Here is a 14500-nt window from a genome sequence, read left to right as displayed (position 1 = left end):
TGGCTCCGGCTTGTTTCACCTGGTTCACCTGATTCACCTGTTTCACTTGTCTCGCCGGGGCGCGGCCGGCGCGGCTGCCGCTACGCGGACGGTCTCGCCGGCGCCGATCGCGTCGCCCGGATTGTCGATGACGCGGTCCGTGGCGGACAGCCCTGACGTGACCTCGACTTCGGTGCCGAAGTCGCGGCCCAGCGTGACGGTGCGCAGCGCCACCTTGTCGTCGCTGCCGGCCAGCGCCACGGTCACGCCGGCGGGCCGGAACAGCAGCGCGCTCACCGGCAGTTGCAGCGCCGGCGTGGCCGTGCGCACCATCAGGTGCACCTGCGCGAACGCGCCGGGCAGCAGGGCGCCGTCGGCGTTGTCGACGTCGACCTCGGTGCGCAGCGTGCGCGTGACCGGATCGAGCGAGCCGGCGGAGCGCGCCACGCGCGCGGCGAAACGCCGCCCCGGATACTGCTGGGTGCTCAGGTAGGCCAGGGTCTGCGGCGTGATGCCGGCGGCCGCATCCTGCGGCACGTCGACGAACACGCGCAAGGTCCGGGTCTGCTGGAGATGGAACAGCTCGCCCTGCGCGCCCGCCACGCCGGGCGTGCCGCTGGCGGTGACCAGCGCGCCCACGTCCACGCGGCGCGCGGTGACCATGCCGTCGAACGGCGCCAGCACCCGCTCGTAGGACACCAGCTCCTGCAGGCGCGCCACGTTGGCGCGCGCGGCGGCCACCAGCGCGGTGCGGGTGGCGAAGCCGGCCTGCTTGTCGTCGGCATCCTGCTGCGAGACCGAGTGCGCCTGCGCCATTTCGCGCCAGCGCTGCGCGGTGATCCGCGCCAGGTCGCAGGCGGCCTGCGCCGAGGCCAGGTCGGCCGTGGCCTGGCGCAACTGCGCGTCCAGCTCCGGCGTGCGGATGGTGGCCAGCAGCTGCCCCGCCTTGACGTGCGCGCCGATATCCGCGTACCAGCGGTCGATATAGCCGCTGGTGCGCGCATAGATGGCGGCATCGGCGAACGGCATCGCCGAGCCGGGCAGCAGCAGCGCCTGCCGCGCCGGCGCCGGCACCGGGCTGACCACCGACACGTCGAGCGCCTCCTGCGCGGCGGTCTGGCGCGCCAGCACGGGGCCGGCGCGCAGCCGCGGCACGATGCCGGCGGCCAGCAGCATGGCCAGGGCGCCGGCCAGCACCGCGGGCGCGAGCCAGCGGCGGCGGGGCGCGGCGGGCGGCGCCGCGGCAGCGGGCGCGGCGCCCGGCGCGGGCTGGGGCGCGGGCTGGGGCGCAATGCGCTCGTCCGGGGTGTTCATGAAGACTCCCTGGCTTGTCGTTGGGGAAGGCCGGCGAGGGCCGGAGCGGGTAGTGCCGGTGCCGCAGGCGCGATGGGTGCGATGGGTGCGGCCGGTGCGGCCGGTGCGGCCTTGCCGCCGCGCCGGGCCAGCCACGCGTGCACGGTGCCGAACACCACCGGCACGAACATCAGCGTGGAGACGGTGCCGAAGGCCAGCCCGCCGATCACCGCGCGGCCCAGCGGCGCGTTCTGCTCGCCGCCGTCGCCCAGGCCCAGCGCCATCGGCAGCATGCCGATCAGCATCGCCAGCGCGGTCATCAGCACCGGACGGAAGCGCGTGAAGCCGGCCTGCAGCGCGGCCTCGGGCGGGGCCGCGCCGCCGCGCAGCGCATCGCGCGCGGCGTTGACCACCAGGATGCTGTTGGCGGTGGCGATGCCGATGCACAGGATGGTGCCGGTCAGCGCGGGCACGCTCAGCGTGGTGCCGGTGGAGAACAGCATCCAGGCGATGCCGGCCAGCGAGGCGGGTAGCCCGCCGACGATGATGAGCGGGTCGATCCACGACTGGAAATTGACCACCATCAGCAGGTAGACCAGCACGATGGCGAACGCCAGGCCGGTGCCCAGGCCGCCGTAGGACTCGCGCATCGACTGCACCTGGCCGCGCACCACGATGGACGCGCCGGGCGGCAGCTGCGCGCGCGCGGCCGCCACCAGGCGGTCGACGTCGGCGGCGACGCCGCCCAGGTCGCGTCCCTGCACCGAGGCGAAGATGTCCAGCACCGGCTGCACGTTGTAGTGCGACACCACCGCCTGCTGCGTGGTGCGCGACACCGTGCCGAGCGTGCCGAGCTGGCTCTGTGCGCCGGTGGCGGCCGCGCTGTCGCCCAGCGGCAGATTGGCCAGCGTCTGCAGCGAATGGATGTCGTACTGCGGCACCTGCGCCAGCAGCGGATAGCTCACGCCGTTTTTTGGGTCGAGCCAGAAATTGGGCGTGGTCTGCGCGCTGCCCGACAGCGAGATCAGCAGGTTCTGCGCCACGTCGTGCTGCGTCAGGCCGGCCTGCAGCGCCTTGGTGCGGTCCACGTCGATGTCCACCGTGGGCGCGTCGGCGGGCTGCTGGATGCGCGCGTCGACCAGCCCGCGCACGCCGCGCAGCCGCGCCAGCAGGCGCACCGCCACGGCGCGGTTGGCGTCCAGGCGGTTGCCGACGATCTGGATGTCGATCGGCGCCGGCAGCCCGAAGTTGAGGATCTGGCTGACGATGTCGGCCGGCAGGAAGGCGAAGCTCACGCCGGGAAAGGCCGCCGGCAGCACGCTGCGCAGCCTGGCCACATAGTCCGCGGTGGGACGGTGGCCGGGCTTGAGGCTGATCATCACGTCGGCATCCTCGGGGCCGATCGGGCTGGAGGTGTCGTAGGTCAGGTTGATGCCGCTGACCGGCACGCCGATGTTGTCGAGGATGCCGGCGCGCTCGCTGTCGGGGATCACCTGCCTGATGCGGCTTTCCACCTCGTCGGTCAGCGCCGCGGTGTGCTCGATGCGCGTGCCGGTGGGCGCGCGCAGGTGCATGCGGATCTCGCCGGCGTCCACCGACGGGAAGAAGTCGCGCCCGAGGAACGGCACCAGCGCCAGCGAGGCCACGCAGAACAGCAGGAACAGCGCCAGGAAGCGGCGGCGGCGCGCCATCGCCGCCGCCAGCGCGTTGCGATAGCGGCCGCGCAGCGCTTCGAAGCGCCGCTCGAAGCCGCGCTGGAAGCGCGCCAGCGCGGCGAAGCGCCCGCGCGGCTGCGCGCCGGCGGCCGCCGGCGCGCGCATCAGGTACATCGCCAGCGTCGGCACCAGCGTGCGCGAGAAGAAATACGAGGCGCACATGGCGAACACCACCGCCTCGGCCAGCGGCACGAACAGGTAGCGCGCCACGCCGGACAGCAGGAACATCGGCACGAACACGATGCAGATCGACAGCGTGGAGACGAAGGTCGGCACCGCGATCTCGCCCGAGCCGTCGAGGATGGCGTCGTACAGCGGCGCGCCGTTTTCCAGGTGGTGGGTGATGTTCTCGATGGCCACGGTGGCGTCGTCCACCAGGATGCCCACCGCCAGCGCCAGTCCGCCCAGCGTCATGATGTTGATGGTCTGGCCGAGCGCGGACAGCGCGATCAGCGAGGTCAGCACCGCCAGCGGGATCGATACCGCGATGATCAGCGTGGCGCGCCAGCTGCCCAGGAACAGCAGGATCATGGCGGCGGTCAGGGCGGCCGCGATCAGCGCCTCGCGCACCACGCCGGAGACCGCCGCGGTGACGAACACCGACTGGTCGGAGAGCGTGTCGATATGCAGCGCGGCCGGCAGGCCGGCCCGGATCTGCGGCAGCATCGACTTGACGCGGGCGATGATGTCCAGCGTGGAGGCGCCGCCGGTTTTTTCCACCTGCAGCAGCGCGGCGCGCTTGCCGTCGCTGCGCACCATGTTGGTCTGCGGCGCGTAGCCGTCGCGCACGTGCGCCACGTCGCGCACGTAGACCACGGTGCCGTTCACGTTCCTGACCGGCAGGTCGTTGAGCGCCGCCACCGTGGCGGTGCTGCCGTTCATGCGCACGTCGTACTCGCGCTCGCCGATCTTGGCGGTGCCGCCGGGCAGCGTCAGGTTCTGCGCGTTGACGGCGTTGACCACGTCGGCGGGCGCCAGCCCCTTGGCCTGCAGCGCGGCCGGGTCGAGGTCGATCATGATCTGGCGCACCTTGCCGCCGAACGGCAGCGGCACGGCCGCGCCCTGCACGGTGGCGAGCTGGGTGCGGATGAAGCTGTTGCCGAGGTCGTAGAGCGTCTGCTCGGGCAGCGTGTTGCTCGACAGCCCGAGCTGGAGCACCGGCACGGTGGACGCGTTGTAGGTGATGATGTTCGGCGGCAGCGTGCCGGGCGGCAGGATGCGCAGGATCGACGCGGAATTGGCCGCCGCCTCGGCGATGGCGCGGTTGATGTCGGCGCCGGGGTGGAAGAACACCTTGACCACCGAGACGCCGTTGAGCGACTGCGATTCGATGTGCTCGATATCGTCCACGTCGCCGGTCAGCGCGCGCTCGTAGCTGGAAGTGATGCGGTTGGCCATGTCCTCGGCCGAAAAGCCGTTGTACGACCACACGATGCTGACCACCGGGATATCGATATCGGGAAAGATGTCGGTGGGCGTGCGCTCGATCGCCAGCGGGCCGAGCACGAACAGCAGCAGCGCCAGGACGATGAAGGTGTAGGGCCGCCGCAAGGCGAGTCTGACGATCCACATGGTGGCTTCCAGGGGGAGGTGGGCGGGGCGCCGCGGGGCCGGTCCGGCCGGCGCGCGGCGCTTGAGTCTTGTGGATAGTGTGGCGGGGCGGATTTACCCGGCGCTGACCGAAGCATTACCGGGCCGTCATCTTGCAGGGCGGGGGCATGCAGGGGCAGGCAGGGGACAAAAAGAGGATAGAAAGGTGGTTAGCGCGGAGGCAGGCGGCGGCGAAGACGGGCAGGCCGCGAAGGTGACAACCTTGTAATCAGATGGTCAGCCGCGGGTCACCGTGCCCGACCAACAATGATCACAACTTGCTCACATCCCGACGCAAGAACCAAGGCACCGCACTCCGGCGGGCCACCCAACCGAAAGAGGTAATCATCATGAAATCCCTGATCCAAACCGTACTCGTCGCCTGCGTCATGGCTGCCCCCGTGGTGTCGTTCGCCCAGAGCGTGCAAGGTCCGCTGACCCGCGCCGAAGTGCGCGCCGACCTGGTCCGCGTGGAAAATGCGGGCTACCATCCCCGTGGCCAGGACGGCGCCTATCCGGCGGACATCCAGGCCGCCGAAGCCAAGATCGCCGCGCAGGACCAGATGGCCAGCAACGGCACGGCCGGCACGCCGGTAGCCATGCAGACCTCCACGCAATCGGCCGGCACGCACCTGCAAGCCTCGATGTCGATGGTGCCGCGCATCGACCTGCCGCGCAGCCCGTTCTACGCCGGCGCCTGAATGCCGTCCACGCGTGCGGCAGCCCGCTCCCTCGCTGACGGGGCCCGCTGCCGCGCATGGCGCGGCGCATCCACCGCCCGGGTGACAACCTTGTCACCGAATGGTCAGCCACGGGTCACCACGCCCGGCCAACAATGATTGCAGCTTGCCCGCATCGCGGCGCAAGAGCCAAGGGGCCGCTACGGCGGGCCGCCTAACCGAACAAAGAGATATCCATCATGAAAACCCTGATCCAAGCCACCCTCCTTGCCTGTGCCATGGCCGCCCCCGTGCTGTCGTTCGCCCAGAGCGTGCAAGGCCCCGTGACCCGCGCCGAAGTGCGCGCCGACCTGATCCGCCTGGAGAAGGCCGGATACGATCCCCGCGGCGACAACGCAACCTATCCGGCGGACATCCAGGCCGCCGAAGCCAAGGTCGCCGCGCAGGAACAGCTGGCCCGCAACGACAACGCCGGCACGGCCACGGCCATGCCGACCGCCGCGCAGGCGACCGGCGGCACGCAGTTGCAGGCTTCGATGAAGATGGTTCCGCGCATCGACCAGCCGCGCAGCCCCTTCTACTATGGCGCGTAAATGCACGCCGCCGCCGCAGCAGCAGCCCGTTCCGGAGCCGCCGGGGCGGGCTGCGGTGCTTTGCGCGCGCGTTTCGCGCGCGGCAGCAGAACGGCCTTGAGGGAGATCGTGGCTTGCCGGCGGCTGATGCACCGGTGGTACCGATGCGGATGAGCCGGGCGATTTCGATTCCTGCGCTCGTGCGCCACGACCGGCCGCCATTTCAACGACAAAGGCTTTCGCTCTCTCCGAGCGAAAGCCTTTGTCGTTGTTTCTGGAGCGGCCCTCGGCGTTGAATGCGTCGCTGGCCTTGCGGTGGATTTCGGCCTCGGAGCCCGGCCTCGGAGCCCGGAACGCAGGGCAGAAGGCAGCAGACGCCGGCGATCCCGATGCCGGCCTCCCGTCGCGCCGCGGGACGCCTCGCTAGCCAAGCGCCGTGTCGGAACGGATGCTCAGGCCCCGTCCCCGGCGAACCGATGCATGCCGCCGATCGTGAGCAGCAGGCCGAAGGCCGCGCGCAGCGCGGCGAGCGGATCGCGCAGGCAGCACCGCACCTGCGCGCTGTAGCTGGTCCCGGTCAGGCACCAGTTGCAGAAGTGCTCGCAATTGTTGGTCAGCAGCTTGTAGCGGCATTCGCCGAGCCGCGAGCGCGCGCGCCGTATCGTTTCCGGCGCGTCGAAGCAGCAGTTGCAGTTGGCATGCATCCACAGCGCCTGTCCCGCGGCGAAGCGGGCCAGCGGGATTTCTTCCACGGGACCGGAGCGCCATGCGCCGACCAGGCCCGCGTAGTGCACGACCTTGCCGTGTCCCACATAGATGCCGTGATGCCAGTAGCCGCTGCGCGCGATGATCAGGTGCGCCGCCAGGGGCGGCTCGCTGCCGGGCGCGAGGGGGACCAGCGGGCCGTCGTGCCAGGGCGCACGGACCGGTGCGGGAGTGGCTGGGCTCATGACGGGGCTCCTGGCGGGGCGGAGGGCGGCCGCGCGATGCGCGGGCCGCCGGCGCGAGAGACTACAGCGGGGCCCACATGGCCACGGCTGCCACCATCGCGCAGCTGGCGGCGCACATGCCCAGCCAGCCCGCGGCAAGCCATGCCTGGCGGCGCAGTTCGTTGGTGCCCGGGCGGGCAGCGAGAGTCAGGGCATTGCGTTTCATCTCGGACCTCGTGTCGCGGTGGCGATGGTGCGTCGGCGAAGCGGCGCGGGTGGCGCGGGTGGTGCGTGGCGCAGCCGTGCAGTCGGGGCTGGGCGGGCGGCGCCGCCCATGCCGCCGCGGCGCGGCGTTCAGGCGTGCGAGTTCTGCTCGTCGGCGGGCGACGCCGACACGCCGGTCTCGTCGCGGCCGGTCAGCAGCAGGCCGCCGAACGGATGCGGTTGCTGTTCCACGCGCAGGCCCTGGGTGAAGGTGTCGTACTTGTGGCCGCGCGTGCCGCCGTGCGCGCCGTCGGTATAGACGTCGCGCGGCTTGTCGATGTTGAAGTTGTGGCCGTAGCGGTCGCCGGCCTCCGGACCGGTGCGCGGGTCGGCGGCATGGGCAAGCGTGGCGCCGAGCGCGCTGGTGGCAAGCAGGACGGCGGCGAGCAGGCGTTGGGTGCGGGTGGTCATGATGTTTCTCCAGTCTGTCGGTGCGTTTCGTTGGCGAGAGTGCCGGCCCTGAGCGGGCTTTTCGCGGAGGAACGGCGATGCCGGCTCCTTGTTGAAAAGCATAGAAGCCGGGCCGCGCCGGCGCCTTCGTACACACGGTGTGCCGCGCTAGCGCATTGGTAGCGGGACCCTATCCTTTGGTTTATCCGGCGGCGTTCTTGCCGCGCGCGGGCACCGCGGACCGCGGTGCGTGGCGGCGCGTGAAGGAGAGAGAGAAAGAGGAACGGGAAGGAGGGAGACCGGCGGCGGGGACTAGGCCCTGGCCGCCTGCACGCGCCGCACGCACGCGGCGCCGAGCCACGCGCCGCACACGCCCAGCGCCACCGGCAGCAGGAAGGCGCCGTCGGGCCGCGTGAACTCGACGATCAGCACCGCCGCGGTGAGCGGCGCGCGCATCGTCGAGCCGAGGAACGCCGCGGCGCCGACCAGCGCGAAGGCGCCGGGCGCCGTGCCGGGCCAGGCCAGGGACCAGGCTTCTCCCAGCACGCTGGCGAGCAGCGCGCCGATGGCCAGCGCGGGCGTCAGCAGGCCGCCCTGGGCGCCCGCGCGCAGGCTCGTCAGGGTGAACAGCGCGCGCAGTCCGAGCAGCCAGAGCGCGGCCTGCACGCCGAAGGCGCCGTCGAAGCCCACCAGCGCCGGACCCTTGCCGTTGCCCAGCAGCGCCGGCACGTGCGTGGCGACCAGCCCGATGACGGCGAAGTTGAGCACGCACAGCAGCGGCAGCCAGTAGCCGGTGGCGGCATGCTTGCGCGCCGCCGAGGTCCAGCGCGTGAAGACCGTTCCCAGCGCGCCGAGCAGCGGCCCCGCAAGCGCGGCCCACGCCAGCAGCGCGGGCGTCACCGGATAGTGCGGCACCAGGTATTGCGGGTGGTTGCCCAGCCCCGCGCGCGCCACCAGCGCGGCAATGCACGAGGTGGACAGCGCGGCCAGCAGCGCGCGCCAGCCCGCCGTGGCGAGCAGGGCTTCCAGCACGAACACGGCGCCGGCCAGCGGCACGTTGTACACCGCGGCCAGGCCGGCGCCGGCGCCGCACGCCACCAGGATGCGCGCGTCCGCGGCGGGCAGGCCGAGGCGCCGCGCCAGCACGCCGGCCAGCATGGCGGCCAGTTCGCGCGGCGCCACCTCGCGCCCGAGCGGCGAGCCCAGCGCCACCGTGACCACCTGCAGCAGCGCGTGGCAGGTGGTGGCCAAGGGCGGCATCCAGGCCTCCACCTGCACCGCGCGCGCGATGCTGCGCAACGGCTGGCACCAGCGGTACACGGCCCACCAGCCCGCGCCGGCGACGACGCCGCAGGCGCACAGCGCGGCCACGCGGCGCAGCGCGGACGACTGCGTCACGCCTTCCAGGAAGCTCTCGGAGGCCAGCGCGCCGTAGCCGTAGGCCAGGTGCTGTATCAGGTGGAGCAGCGTGGCCACGCCGAGCCCGACCAGGCCGCCGGCCACGCCCGTGGCCAGCAGCGCGAGCGGCCAGCGCAGCAGCGCGGCGGCGCGGGCCATGCCGCGGCCTTCAGTCGGCGGCGGCATCGAGCACGGTTGCCAGGATCATGGCATCGGCATTGCGCGGGCGGGGGCGGCACGCGCGCGGTTTGTAGATGGCGTCGCCCGCGGCGATGGCCTGTCCGCTCATGGCGCAGACCCCGGCCGCGCGCGCGGTGCCCGCGCACCATTCCTGGTCGCCGTAGCGGCAGTGGGTGGCGTCGCGCCAGGCGAGCGTGGCGGTGCCCGGGCCGGGCCGGTCGATCACGCTGATCAGCGCGCCGTAGTAGCCGCGCGCGGCGCGCGGCACCGCGGGCGCGCAGGGCAGCGCGCGGCTGGCCGGCCGCGCCGCCAGCAGCCCGAGGGTCTGCTGCCACGGATCGGCGCCGCCCTGGGCGGCGATGCCGCGGTCGGTCACGTTGCGGTCGATGACGTTGCTGTCGGCTGGCATTTCCACACCTCCGGGTTCGGGACGGGCTGGCACGCGCCGCCGGGCGGCGGCGCCGGCAGGTCACGCAGCCTTGCGCTCGAGGCCGCTCTTGATCTTCCAGTTGTAGGGGGTCTCGCCGACAAAGCGCTTGAACACCGTGGTGAAGTGCGATTGCGAGCGGAAGCCGCAGCTCAGCGCGACGTCGAGCATGGTCTGGCCGGTGGCGCCTAGCAGCGCCTGGGCCCGCTCGATCCTCCGGCGCAGCAGGTATTCGTGCGGGCGCAGGCCGGTGGCGAGGCGGAACTGGGCTGCGAAGTGCATGCGGGTCAGGCCGGCGCTGTCGGCGATGTCGGCCAGGCCGATGGCCTCCGACAGATGCGCGTCGATATAGTCGGTGGCGCGGCGCAGGCGCCAGGCCGGCAGGGCGGTCATGTTGCGCCCCTTGGGCGCGGCCTGCTGGAAGTGGCGCGCCACCAGGCGCGAGACGATGGCCATGCTGACGCTGTCGGTGAAGATGCGGCCGGCGCCGCCGTCCTGCGTCTGCGCCACCGCCAGCGCCTGGGCCAGGCGGTCGAGCGCGGCGTCCTGCACCAGGCGCGGATCGCCCAGCACGATGTCGCCGGCGTGGGCGTGGCCGAACAGGTCTTCGTAGCACTCGGCCAGCACGGCCTGCGAGGCATACAGGTGGAGCACGTCGCTGGGCGCGTCGAAGGCGGCGCGCACCGCCACGCGCGGCGCGGTGACCTGCACCGCGCCCGCGGTGACGCGCCCCTCCACCAGCACGCGGCTGCCATGCGTGAACGTCAGCGAGGTGGACTTCAGGCTCATGGCGATGCAGTGGTGCGCATCGTTGCCGGGATGGGCCACTTCGCACGGCGCGCCGGCGCGGCGCGTCCAGCGCGAGAGCGGCACCGCGCCGTGCGACGTGCCGGCGCCTTGCACGAGGGAGCGCCAGGCGCTTTCCTGGCCGATGGGGCTGTGGGACAGCACCGGCATGAGGTCTGTCGTGGCGGGGTGGCACGCGAGCGATGCATTGAACATGATGGGCCTTGATCGTGGTTCTGGAAGAGGGGGCGGGACGTCGGTCCGCGATGGATTCAAGGTATAGCAGCGCATGGCCTGCCACCAGCCCTACAAACGGTTGCGGGCAGCGCCAGATGGTTTGCGCGACTCATACCTTGGTTTAGTCCGCGGCGCAGGGGCCGGCCCGCGCGCGAAGGTCCGGACAAAGAAAAAGGCAGCCGGCCCGGGGAGGGCTGCGGCTGCCGAAGGGAGGAGACTTCGTTGCGCGCCGGGCACGCTGGGCGGGATCCTGTCCTGTCCGTTACGTGTCTGGTCGCCATGTAGAGATCTTAGGCCGCGGCGGCGCGGCTTTCAGCCATCCATCGGGTGCGGCGGATACACCCGTTCGTTTCGCCGGCCTATACCTGCGTATAGGTTGGCGGGGGTTGGCGGGGTTGGCGGGGTTGGCGGGGGCCGCCCCGGCCCCGCCGCGCGGCGCGTTCAGTGCGCGGTGCTCACCTTGCCGCGGAACACGTGGTACTGGTAGAGGTTGTAGCCCACCATGACCGGCAGCAGCAGGCCGATGCCGATCAGCATGAAGATCAGCGTCTGGCTGTCGGACGCGGCGGCGACGATCGACAGCTTGCCCGGCACGAGGTACGGGAACAGGCTGATGGCGAGGCCGCCGAACGACACCAGGAACAGCACCACGGCGGCGCGGAACGGGCCGCGGTGGCCGCCGGTCCAGGTGGTGGCGGCAAGGCACGCCGAGGCCGCCGCGGCCACCAGCGCCAGCGCCGCCAGCACCGGCAGCACGCCCGCCTGCTGCCAGCGCAGCGAGGTGACGAGGCTGACCTTGAGCGTCACCGCGGACAGCACCAGCGCGCACAGCAGCGTGACCGGCAGGCAGGTCAGCGCCCACCTGCGCGCCAGCGCCTCCAGCTGCCAGCCGGTCTTCTTGATGAGATAGGTGGCGCCCAGCAGGGCGTACCCCGCGACCACCCCGCAGGCGGCGATGGCGGTGAAGAGCGCGTTCCACGCGCCCGGCTCCAGGCTGGTGATGAGCTTGCCGAGCACCACCCCCTGCGAGGCCGCGGCCAGCAGGCTGCCGATGCCGAACACGGCATCCCAGAAGTGGCTGTTTCCTTGCGCGGCATGGCGGAACTCGATGGCGGCGCCGCGCAGGATCAGGCTGGCGATCAGTCCCATCAGGGGCAGGTACAGGTTCTGCAGCAACAGCGCGTAGGCCGCCGGGAAAGCGCCGAACAGGCCGCCGCCCAGCACGACCAGCCAGGTCTCGTTGGCATCCCAGACGTGGGTGATCGACTGGACCATGGCATCGCGGTCTTCGCGCCGCCGGGCGAACAGGCTGAGGATGCCGATGCCGAGGTCGAAGCCGTCGGTGACGACGTAGAACGCCAGCATCAGGCCGAGCAGGCAGAACCAGAGCGCGGCGAGCAATGAGTGGACTGAGGTTTCCATGATGATTCCCTGGGTCGGTGGTGTCTCTGGATGCGGCTCAATAGCCGCTCGCGGGGGCGGTGGCCAGGCGGGCCGTGCCCGGCGGCTGCAGCGTCAGGTCCGGCCCCGCGCGCAGCCATTTGCGCGCGAACCAGAAGAAGGTGGCGATCAGCACCAGGTAGAGCGAGAGGAACATGGCGATGCTGGCGCCGACCTCCGGCGCGGCCACCGCGGTGGAGACGCCCTGGCTGGTGCGCATCAGGCCGTACACCACCCACGGCTGGCGGCCCACCTCGCGCACGATCCAGCCGCACTCGACCGCCGCGTAAGGCAGCGGGATGGAGAGCACCCAGGCCAGCAGCAGCCGGCGGCGCGCCAGCAGCGCATCGAGCCGGCCGCGCGCGCGGCGCATCACCCACGCGGTCCAGAACGCCAGCACCATGAACAGGAAGCCGATGCCGGCCATCACGCGGAAGGCGTAGTACAGCAGCGGCAGCATCGGCGGCTGGTCGGCGCGCGGGATGTCGGCCAGGCCGGTCACGCGGCCGTGCAGGCTGTGGGTGCCGAGCACGCTGAGCAGCCCGGGCACCTCGAGCGACCAGTCGTTGCGCTGCTGCGCCTGGTTCGGCCACGCCAGCAGCGACCACGAGGCGCCGGTGCCGGGCGCGTTGGTCTGCCAGTGCCCCTCGATGGCCGCGCCCTTGGCCGGCTGGGTCGCGAACACGTCGACGCCGCTGCTGTCGCCGAGCCAGATCTGCACCGGCGCGACGAAGGCCAGCATCACCAGCGCGAGGCGGAACGAGCGGACGAAGAACTCGGGGTTGCGGCGCCGGAACAGGTAATAGGCCGAGATCCCGGCCACCACCACCAGCCCGGTCTCGAGCGCGGCGAACCACATATGCGTCACGCCCCACACCATGTCGGGGTTGAAGATCGCCTTCAGGTAATCGGTGACGACCAGCTTGCCGTCCACCACGGTCACGCCCGCGGGCGTCTGCATCCACGAGTTGGCTACCATGATCCAGAACGCGGAGAGCGACGAGCCCAGCGCGACCATGGCGGTGGCGAACAGGTGCACGCCCTTGGGCACGCGTTCCCAGCCGAACATCATGATGCCGATGAAGCCCGCTTCCAGCATGAACGCCATCGCGCCCTCGAAGCCGAGGATGTTGCCGAAGAACTGGCCGCTGAATTCCGAGAACGGCGCCCAGTTGGTGCCGAACTCGAACTCCATCGGGATGCCGCTGACCACGCCCACGGCGAAGTTGAGCAGCAGCAGCTTGCCCCAGAAGCGGGCGTGCCGGTACCAGGCGATGTCGCCCGTGCGCACCCACAGGATTTCCACCACCAGCAGGTAGGCGGACAGGCTGATGGTCAGGATCGGCCACAGGATATGGAAGATCGCGGTAAACGCGAACTGCAGGCGCGAGAGGTCGAGGACGTCTGGGAGGGACATGGAAATCACCTTTGCCGGAAAGATAAGGGGGCGCGAGATACGTGATGGACGCAGTCTGGGCACGCGGCGGCGCAGCGTCTTTTGCGGGACGGGGCCGGTTGCGGATTCGCACGCGGCGGGCCGCGCGCGGGGGCGGGCCGCGCTTGCGCCGGCCCCTGGCAGGGGAATTCCGGGGGAAATACCGTGCGGAACCGCAATGCCGCGTTCGTTCCGGAAAGCGCCGCGCGCGGGCGTGGCGCAAGCTCCTGCTCGTGGGCATGCGCCTTGCTCCCGGCGCCATCCCGCCCCTGCGCCATCCGGCCTCCGCGCCCCCGACACCCCCGACACTGCCATGTTCGACAGCAATCTCTTGTCCGATCTCTCTTTCATCGCGGGGCCAGCCTTGCTGACCAACGCGTCCACCGTGCTGCTGCTCGGCGCCACCAACCGCTACGGGCTGGCGCTCGACCGCGCCCGCAAGCTGGCCGCCGAGATCAGCGACGCCACCGAGTTCCACCGCCCGCTGGCCCCGTCGTCGTCGCTGCAACTGGCCACGGCCGAGCAGCGCGTGGTGCTGCTCCTGCGCAGCATGGCGCTGCTCTATGTCGCGGTGGCCGGCTTCGGGCTCGGCACGCTGTCCTTCCTGCTCGGCGTGGGCCTCGGGCAGCACGTGGTGCCCGGCGGCGACGGCGTGGCCACCATCTCGCTGCTGGTGACCACGCTGGCCGGCGTCTGCTGCCTGGTTGCCGGCGCCGGGACGCTGGCGTGGGAAAGCCGCCTCAGCTATGCCTTGCTGAGCCGGGAAGCGGACATCATGCTGGCGCGCAGCCGCGACATGCCCAAGCCCGCCACGCTCGACCTCTGACGCTCTGAATCTCTGAACCGCTGAACGCTGAACGCTTACCCACGGAGAACCGCGATGGCCAGCCAGGACCCTCGGACGATGCCGGACCCGGACTGGGATCCGCAGGCGCACGCCGCGCTGCTGAACATTCTCGCGGCGTGCTGGGAAAGCAGCCAGGCCGCGGACGGCCGCGCGATGTCGCTGGCGCGCCTGCGCAAGCGCACCGGCCTGCCGATGAGCGAGCTGCGGCGCACGCTGGTGGATCTCGAGGAAGGGGAACTGCTCGCCGTGCGGATGGAGCCGGACGGCGCCACCGGCACGGTCTGGCTGACCGAGGGCGGCACCGCGCTGTGCCGGGAGCTGTTCGGCGCCTGAGCGCC

Annotated in this window: 14 protein-coding genes; 4 read left to right on the top strand and 10 right to left on the bottom strand. The window is 71.5% G+C overall.

Annotation, left to right across the window (positions count from 1 at the left end; translation table 11 throughout):
* Positions 1-42: 42 nt before the first annotated feature.
* A complete protein-coding gene (locus ACKI2N_RS31405) occupies positions 43-1293 on the bottom strand; it encodes an efflux RND transporter periplasmic adaptor subunit (RefSeq protein WP_420992125.1) in 1251 nt (416 codons plus the stop codon).
* Complete coding sequence (locus ACKI2N_RS31400) at positions 1290-4559, bottom strand: efflux RND transporter permease subunit (protein WP_426990872.1); 3270 nt, start codon at positions 4557-4559, stop codon at positions 1290-1292. Before ACKI2N_RS31400 ends, ACKI2N_RS31405 begins: the two co-directional genes overlap by 4 nt.
* 368 nt (positions 4560-4927) lie before the next feature.
* Between ACKI2N_RS31400 and ACKI2N_RS31395 the strand changes: the two genes are divergently transcribed.
* Together ACKI2N_RS31395 and ACKI2N_RS31390 are read left to right on the top strand one after the other, a co-directional pair.
* Positions 4928-5278 (top strand): DUF4148 domain-containing protein, encoded by a 351-nt coding sequence (locus ACKI2N_RS31395; protein WP_420992127.1) that lies wholly within the window; start codon positions 4928-4930, stop codon positions 5276-5278.
* A 218-nt stretch (positions 5279-5496) separates the two neighbouring features.
* Positions 5497-5850: a DUF4148 domain-containing protein gene (locus tag ACKI2N_RS31390; RefSeq protein WP_420992128.1), complete on the top strand. Its 354-nt coding sequence runs from the start codon at positions 5497-5499 to the stop codon at positions 5848-5850.
* Between the two features lie 431 nt (positions 5851-6281).
* On the opposite strand, the gene ACKI2N_RS31385 is transcribed toward ACKI2N_RS31390, so the two are convergent.
* The 8 genes from ACKI2N_RS31385 to ACKI2N_RS31350 form a co-directional block, all read right to left on the bottom strand.
* On the bottom strand, positions 6282-6779 hold the full coding sequence (locus ACKI2N_RS31385) for a lecithin retinol acyltransferase family protein (protein WP_420992129.1): 498 nt from the start codon (positions 6777-6779) through the stop codon (positions 6282-6284).
* A gap of 61 nt (positions 6780-6840) precedes the next feature.
* On the bottom strand, positions 6841-6984 hold the full coding sequence (locus ACKI2N_RS31380; protein ID WP_420992130.1) for a hypothetical protein: 144 nt from the start codon (positions 6982-6984) through the stop codon (positions 6841-6843).
* 128 nt (positions 6985-7112) lie between these two features.
* Positions 7113-7433: a hypothetical protein gene (locus tag ACKI2N_RS31375; protein WP_420992131.1), complete on the bottom strand. Its 321-nt coding sequence runs from the start codon at positions 7431-7433 to the stop codon at positions 7113-7115.
* A 291-nt stretch (positions 7434-7724) separates the two neighbouring features.
* A complete protein-coding gene (locus tag ACKI2N_RS31370) occupies positions 7725-8996 on the bottom strand; it encodes a chloride channel protein (RefSeq protein WP_420992132.1) in 1272 nt (423 codons plus the stop codon).
* Positions 8980-9399, bottom strand: a complete 420-nt coding sequence (locus tag ACKI2N_RS31365; RefSeq protein WP_420992133.1) for a DUF3331 domain-containing protein — start codon at positions 9397-9399, stop codon at positions 8980-8982. The genes ACKI2N_RS31370 and ACKI2N_RS31365 overlap by 17 nt, the downstream gene beginning before the upstream one ends.
* 60 nt (positions 9400-9459) lie before the next feature.
* The gene (locus ACKI2N_RS31360) at positions 9460-10419 is read right to left on the bottom strand and encodes a helix-turn-helix domain-containing protein (RefSeq protein WP_420992134.1); all 960 of its coding nucleotides are present in this window, start codon (positions 10417-10419) and stop codon (positions 9460-9462) included.
* Between the two features lie 462 nt (positions 10420-10881).
* Positions 10882-11862, bottom strand: a complete 981-nt coding sequence (locus ACKI2N_RS31355) for a cytochrome d ubiquinol oxidase subunit II (RefSeq protein ID WP_420992135.1) — start codon at positions 11860-11862, stop codon at positions 10882-10884.
* 37 nt (positions 11863-11899) lie between these two features.
* Positions 11900-13297 carry a cytochrome ubiquinol oxidase subunit I gene (locus ACKI2N_RS31350; RefSeq protein WP_420992136.1) on the bottom strand — a complete coding sequence of 466 codons (1398 nt, stop codon included), beginning with the start codon at positions 13295-13297 and terminating at the stop codon, positions 11900-11902.
* Between the two features lie 331 nt (positions 13298-13628).
* Between ACKI2N_RS31350 and ACKI2N_RS31345 the strand changes: the two genes are divergently transcribed.
* Together ACKI2N_RS31345 and ACKI2N_RS31340 are read left to right on the top strand one after the other, a co-directional pair.
* Positions 13629-14141: a DUF2721 domain-containing protein gene (locus tag ACKI2N_RS31345; protein WP_420992137.1), complete on the top strand. Its 513-nt coding sequence runs from the start codon at positions 13629-13631 to the stop codon at positions 14139-14141.
* A 54-nt stretch (positions 14142-14195) separates the two neighbouring features.
* A complete protein-coding gene (locus ACKI2N_RS31340) occupies positions 14196-14495 on the top strand; it encodes an ArsR family transcriptional regulator (protein ID WP_420992138.1) in 300 nt (99 codons plus the stop codon).
* Positions 14496-14500: the final 5 nt, after the last annotated feature.

It is taken from the genome of Cupriavidus sp. 30B13 (genome assembly GCF_049059565.2).
In the GTDB taxonomy this organism is placed as follows: Bacteria; Pseudomonadota; Gammaproteobacteria; order Burkholderiales; family Burkholderiaceae; genus Cupriavidus.
Note: the sequence above shows the minus strand (reverse complement) of the source record. Positions and strands in the feature narration are given on the sequence as shown.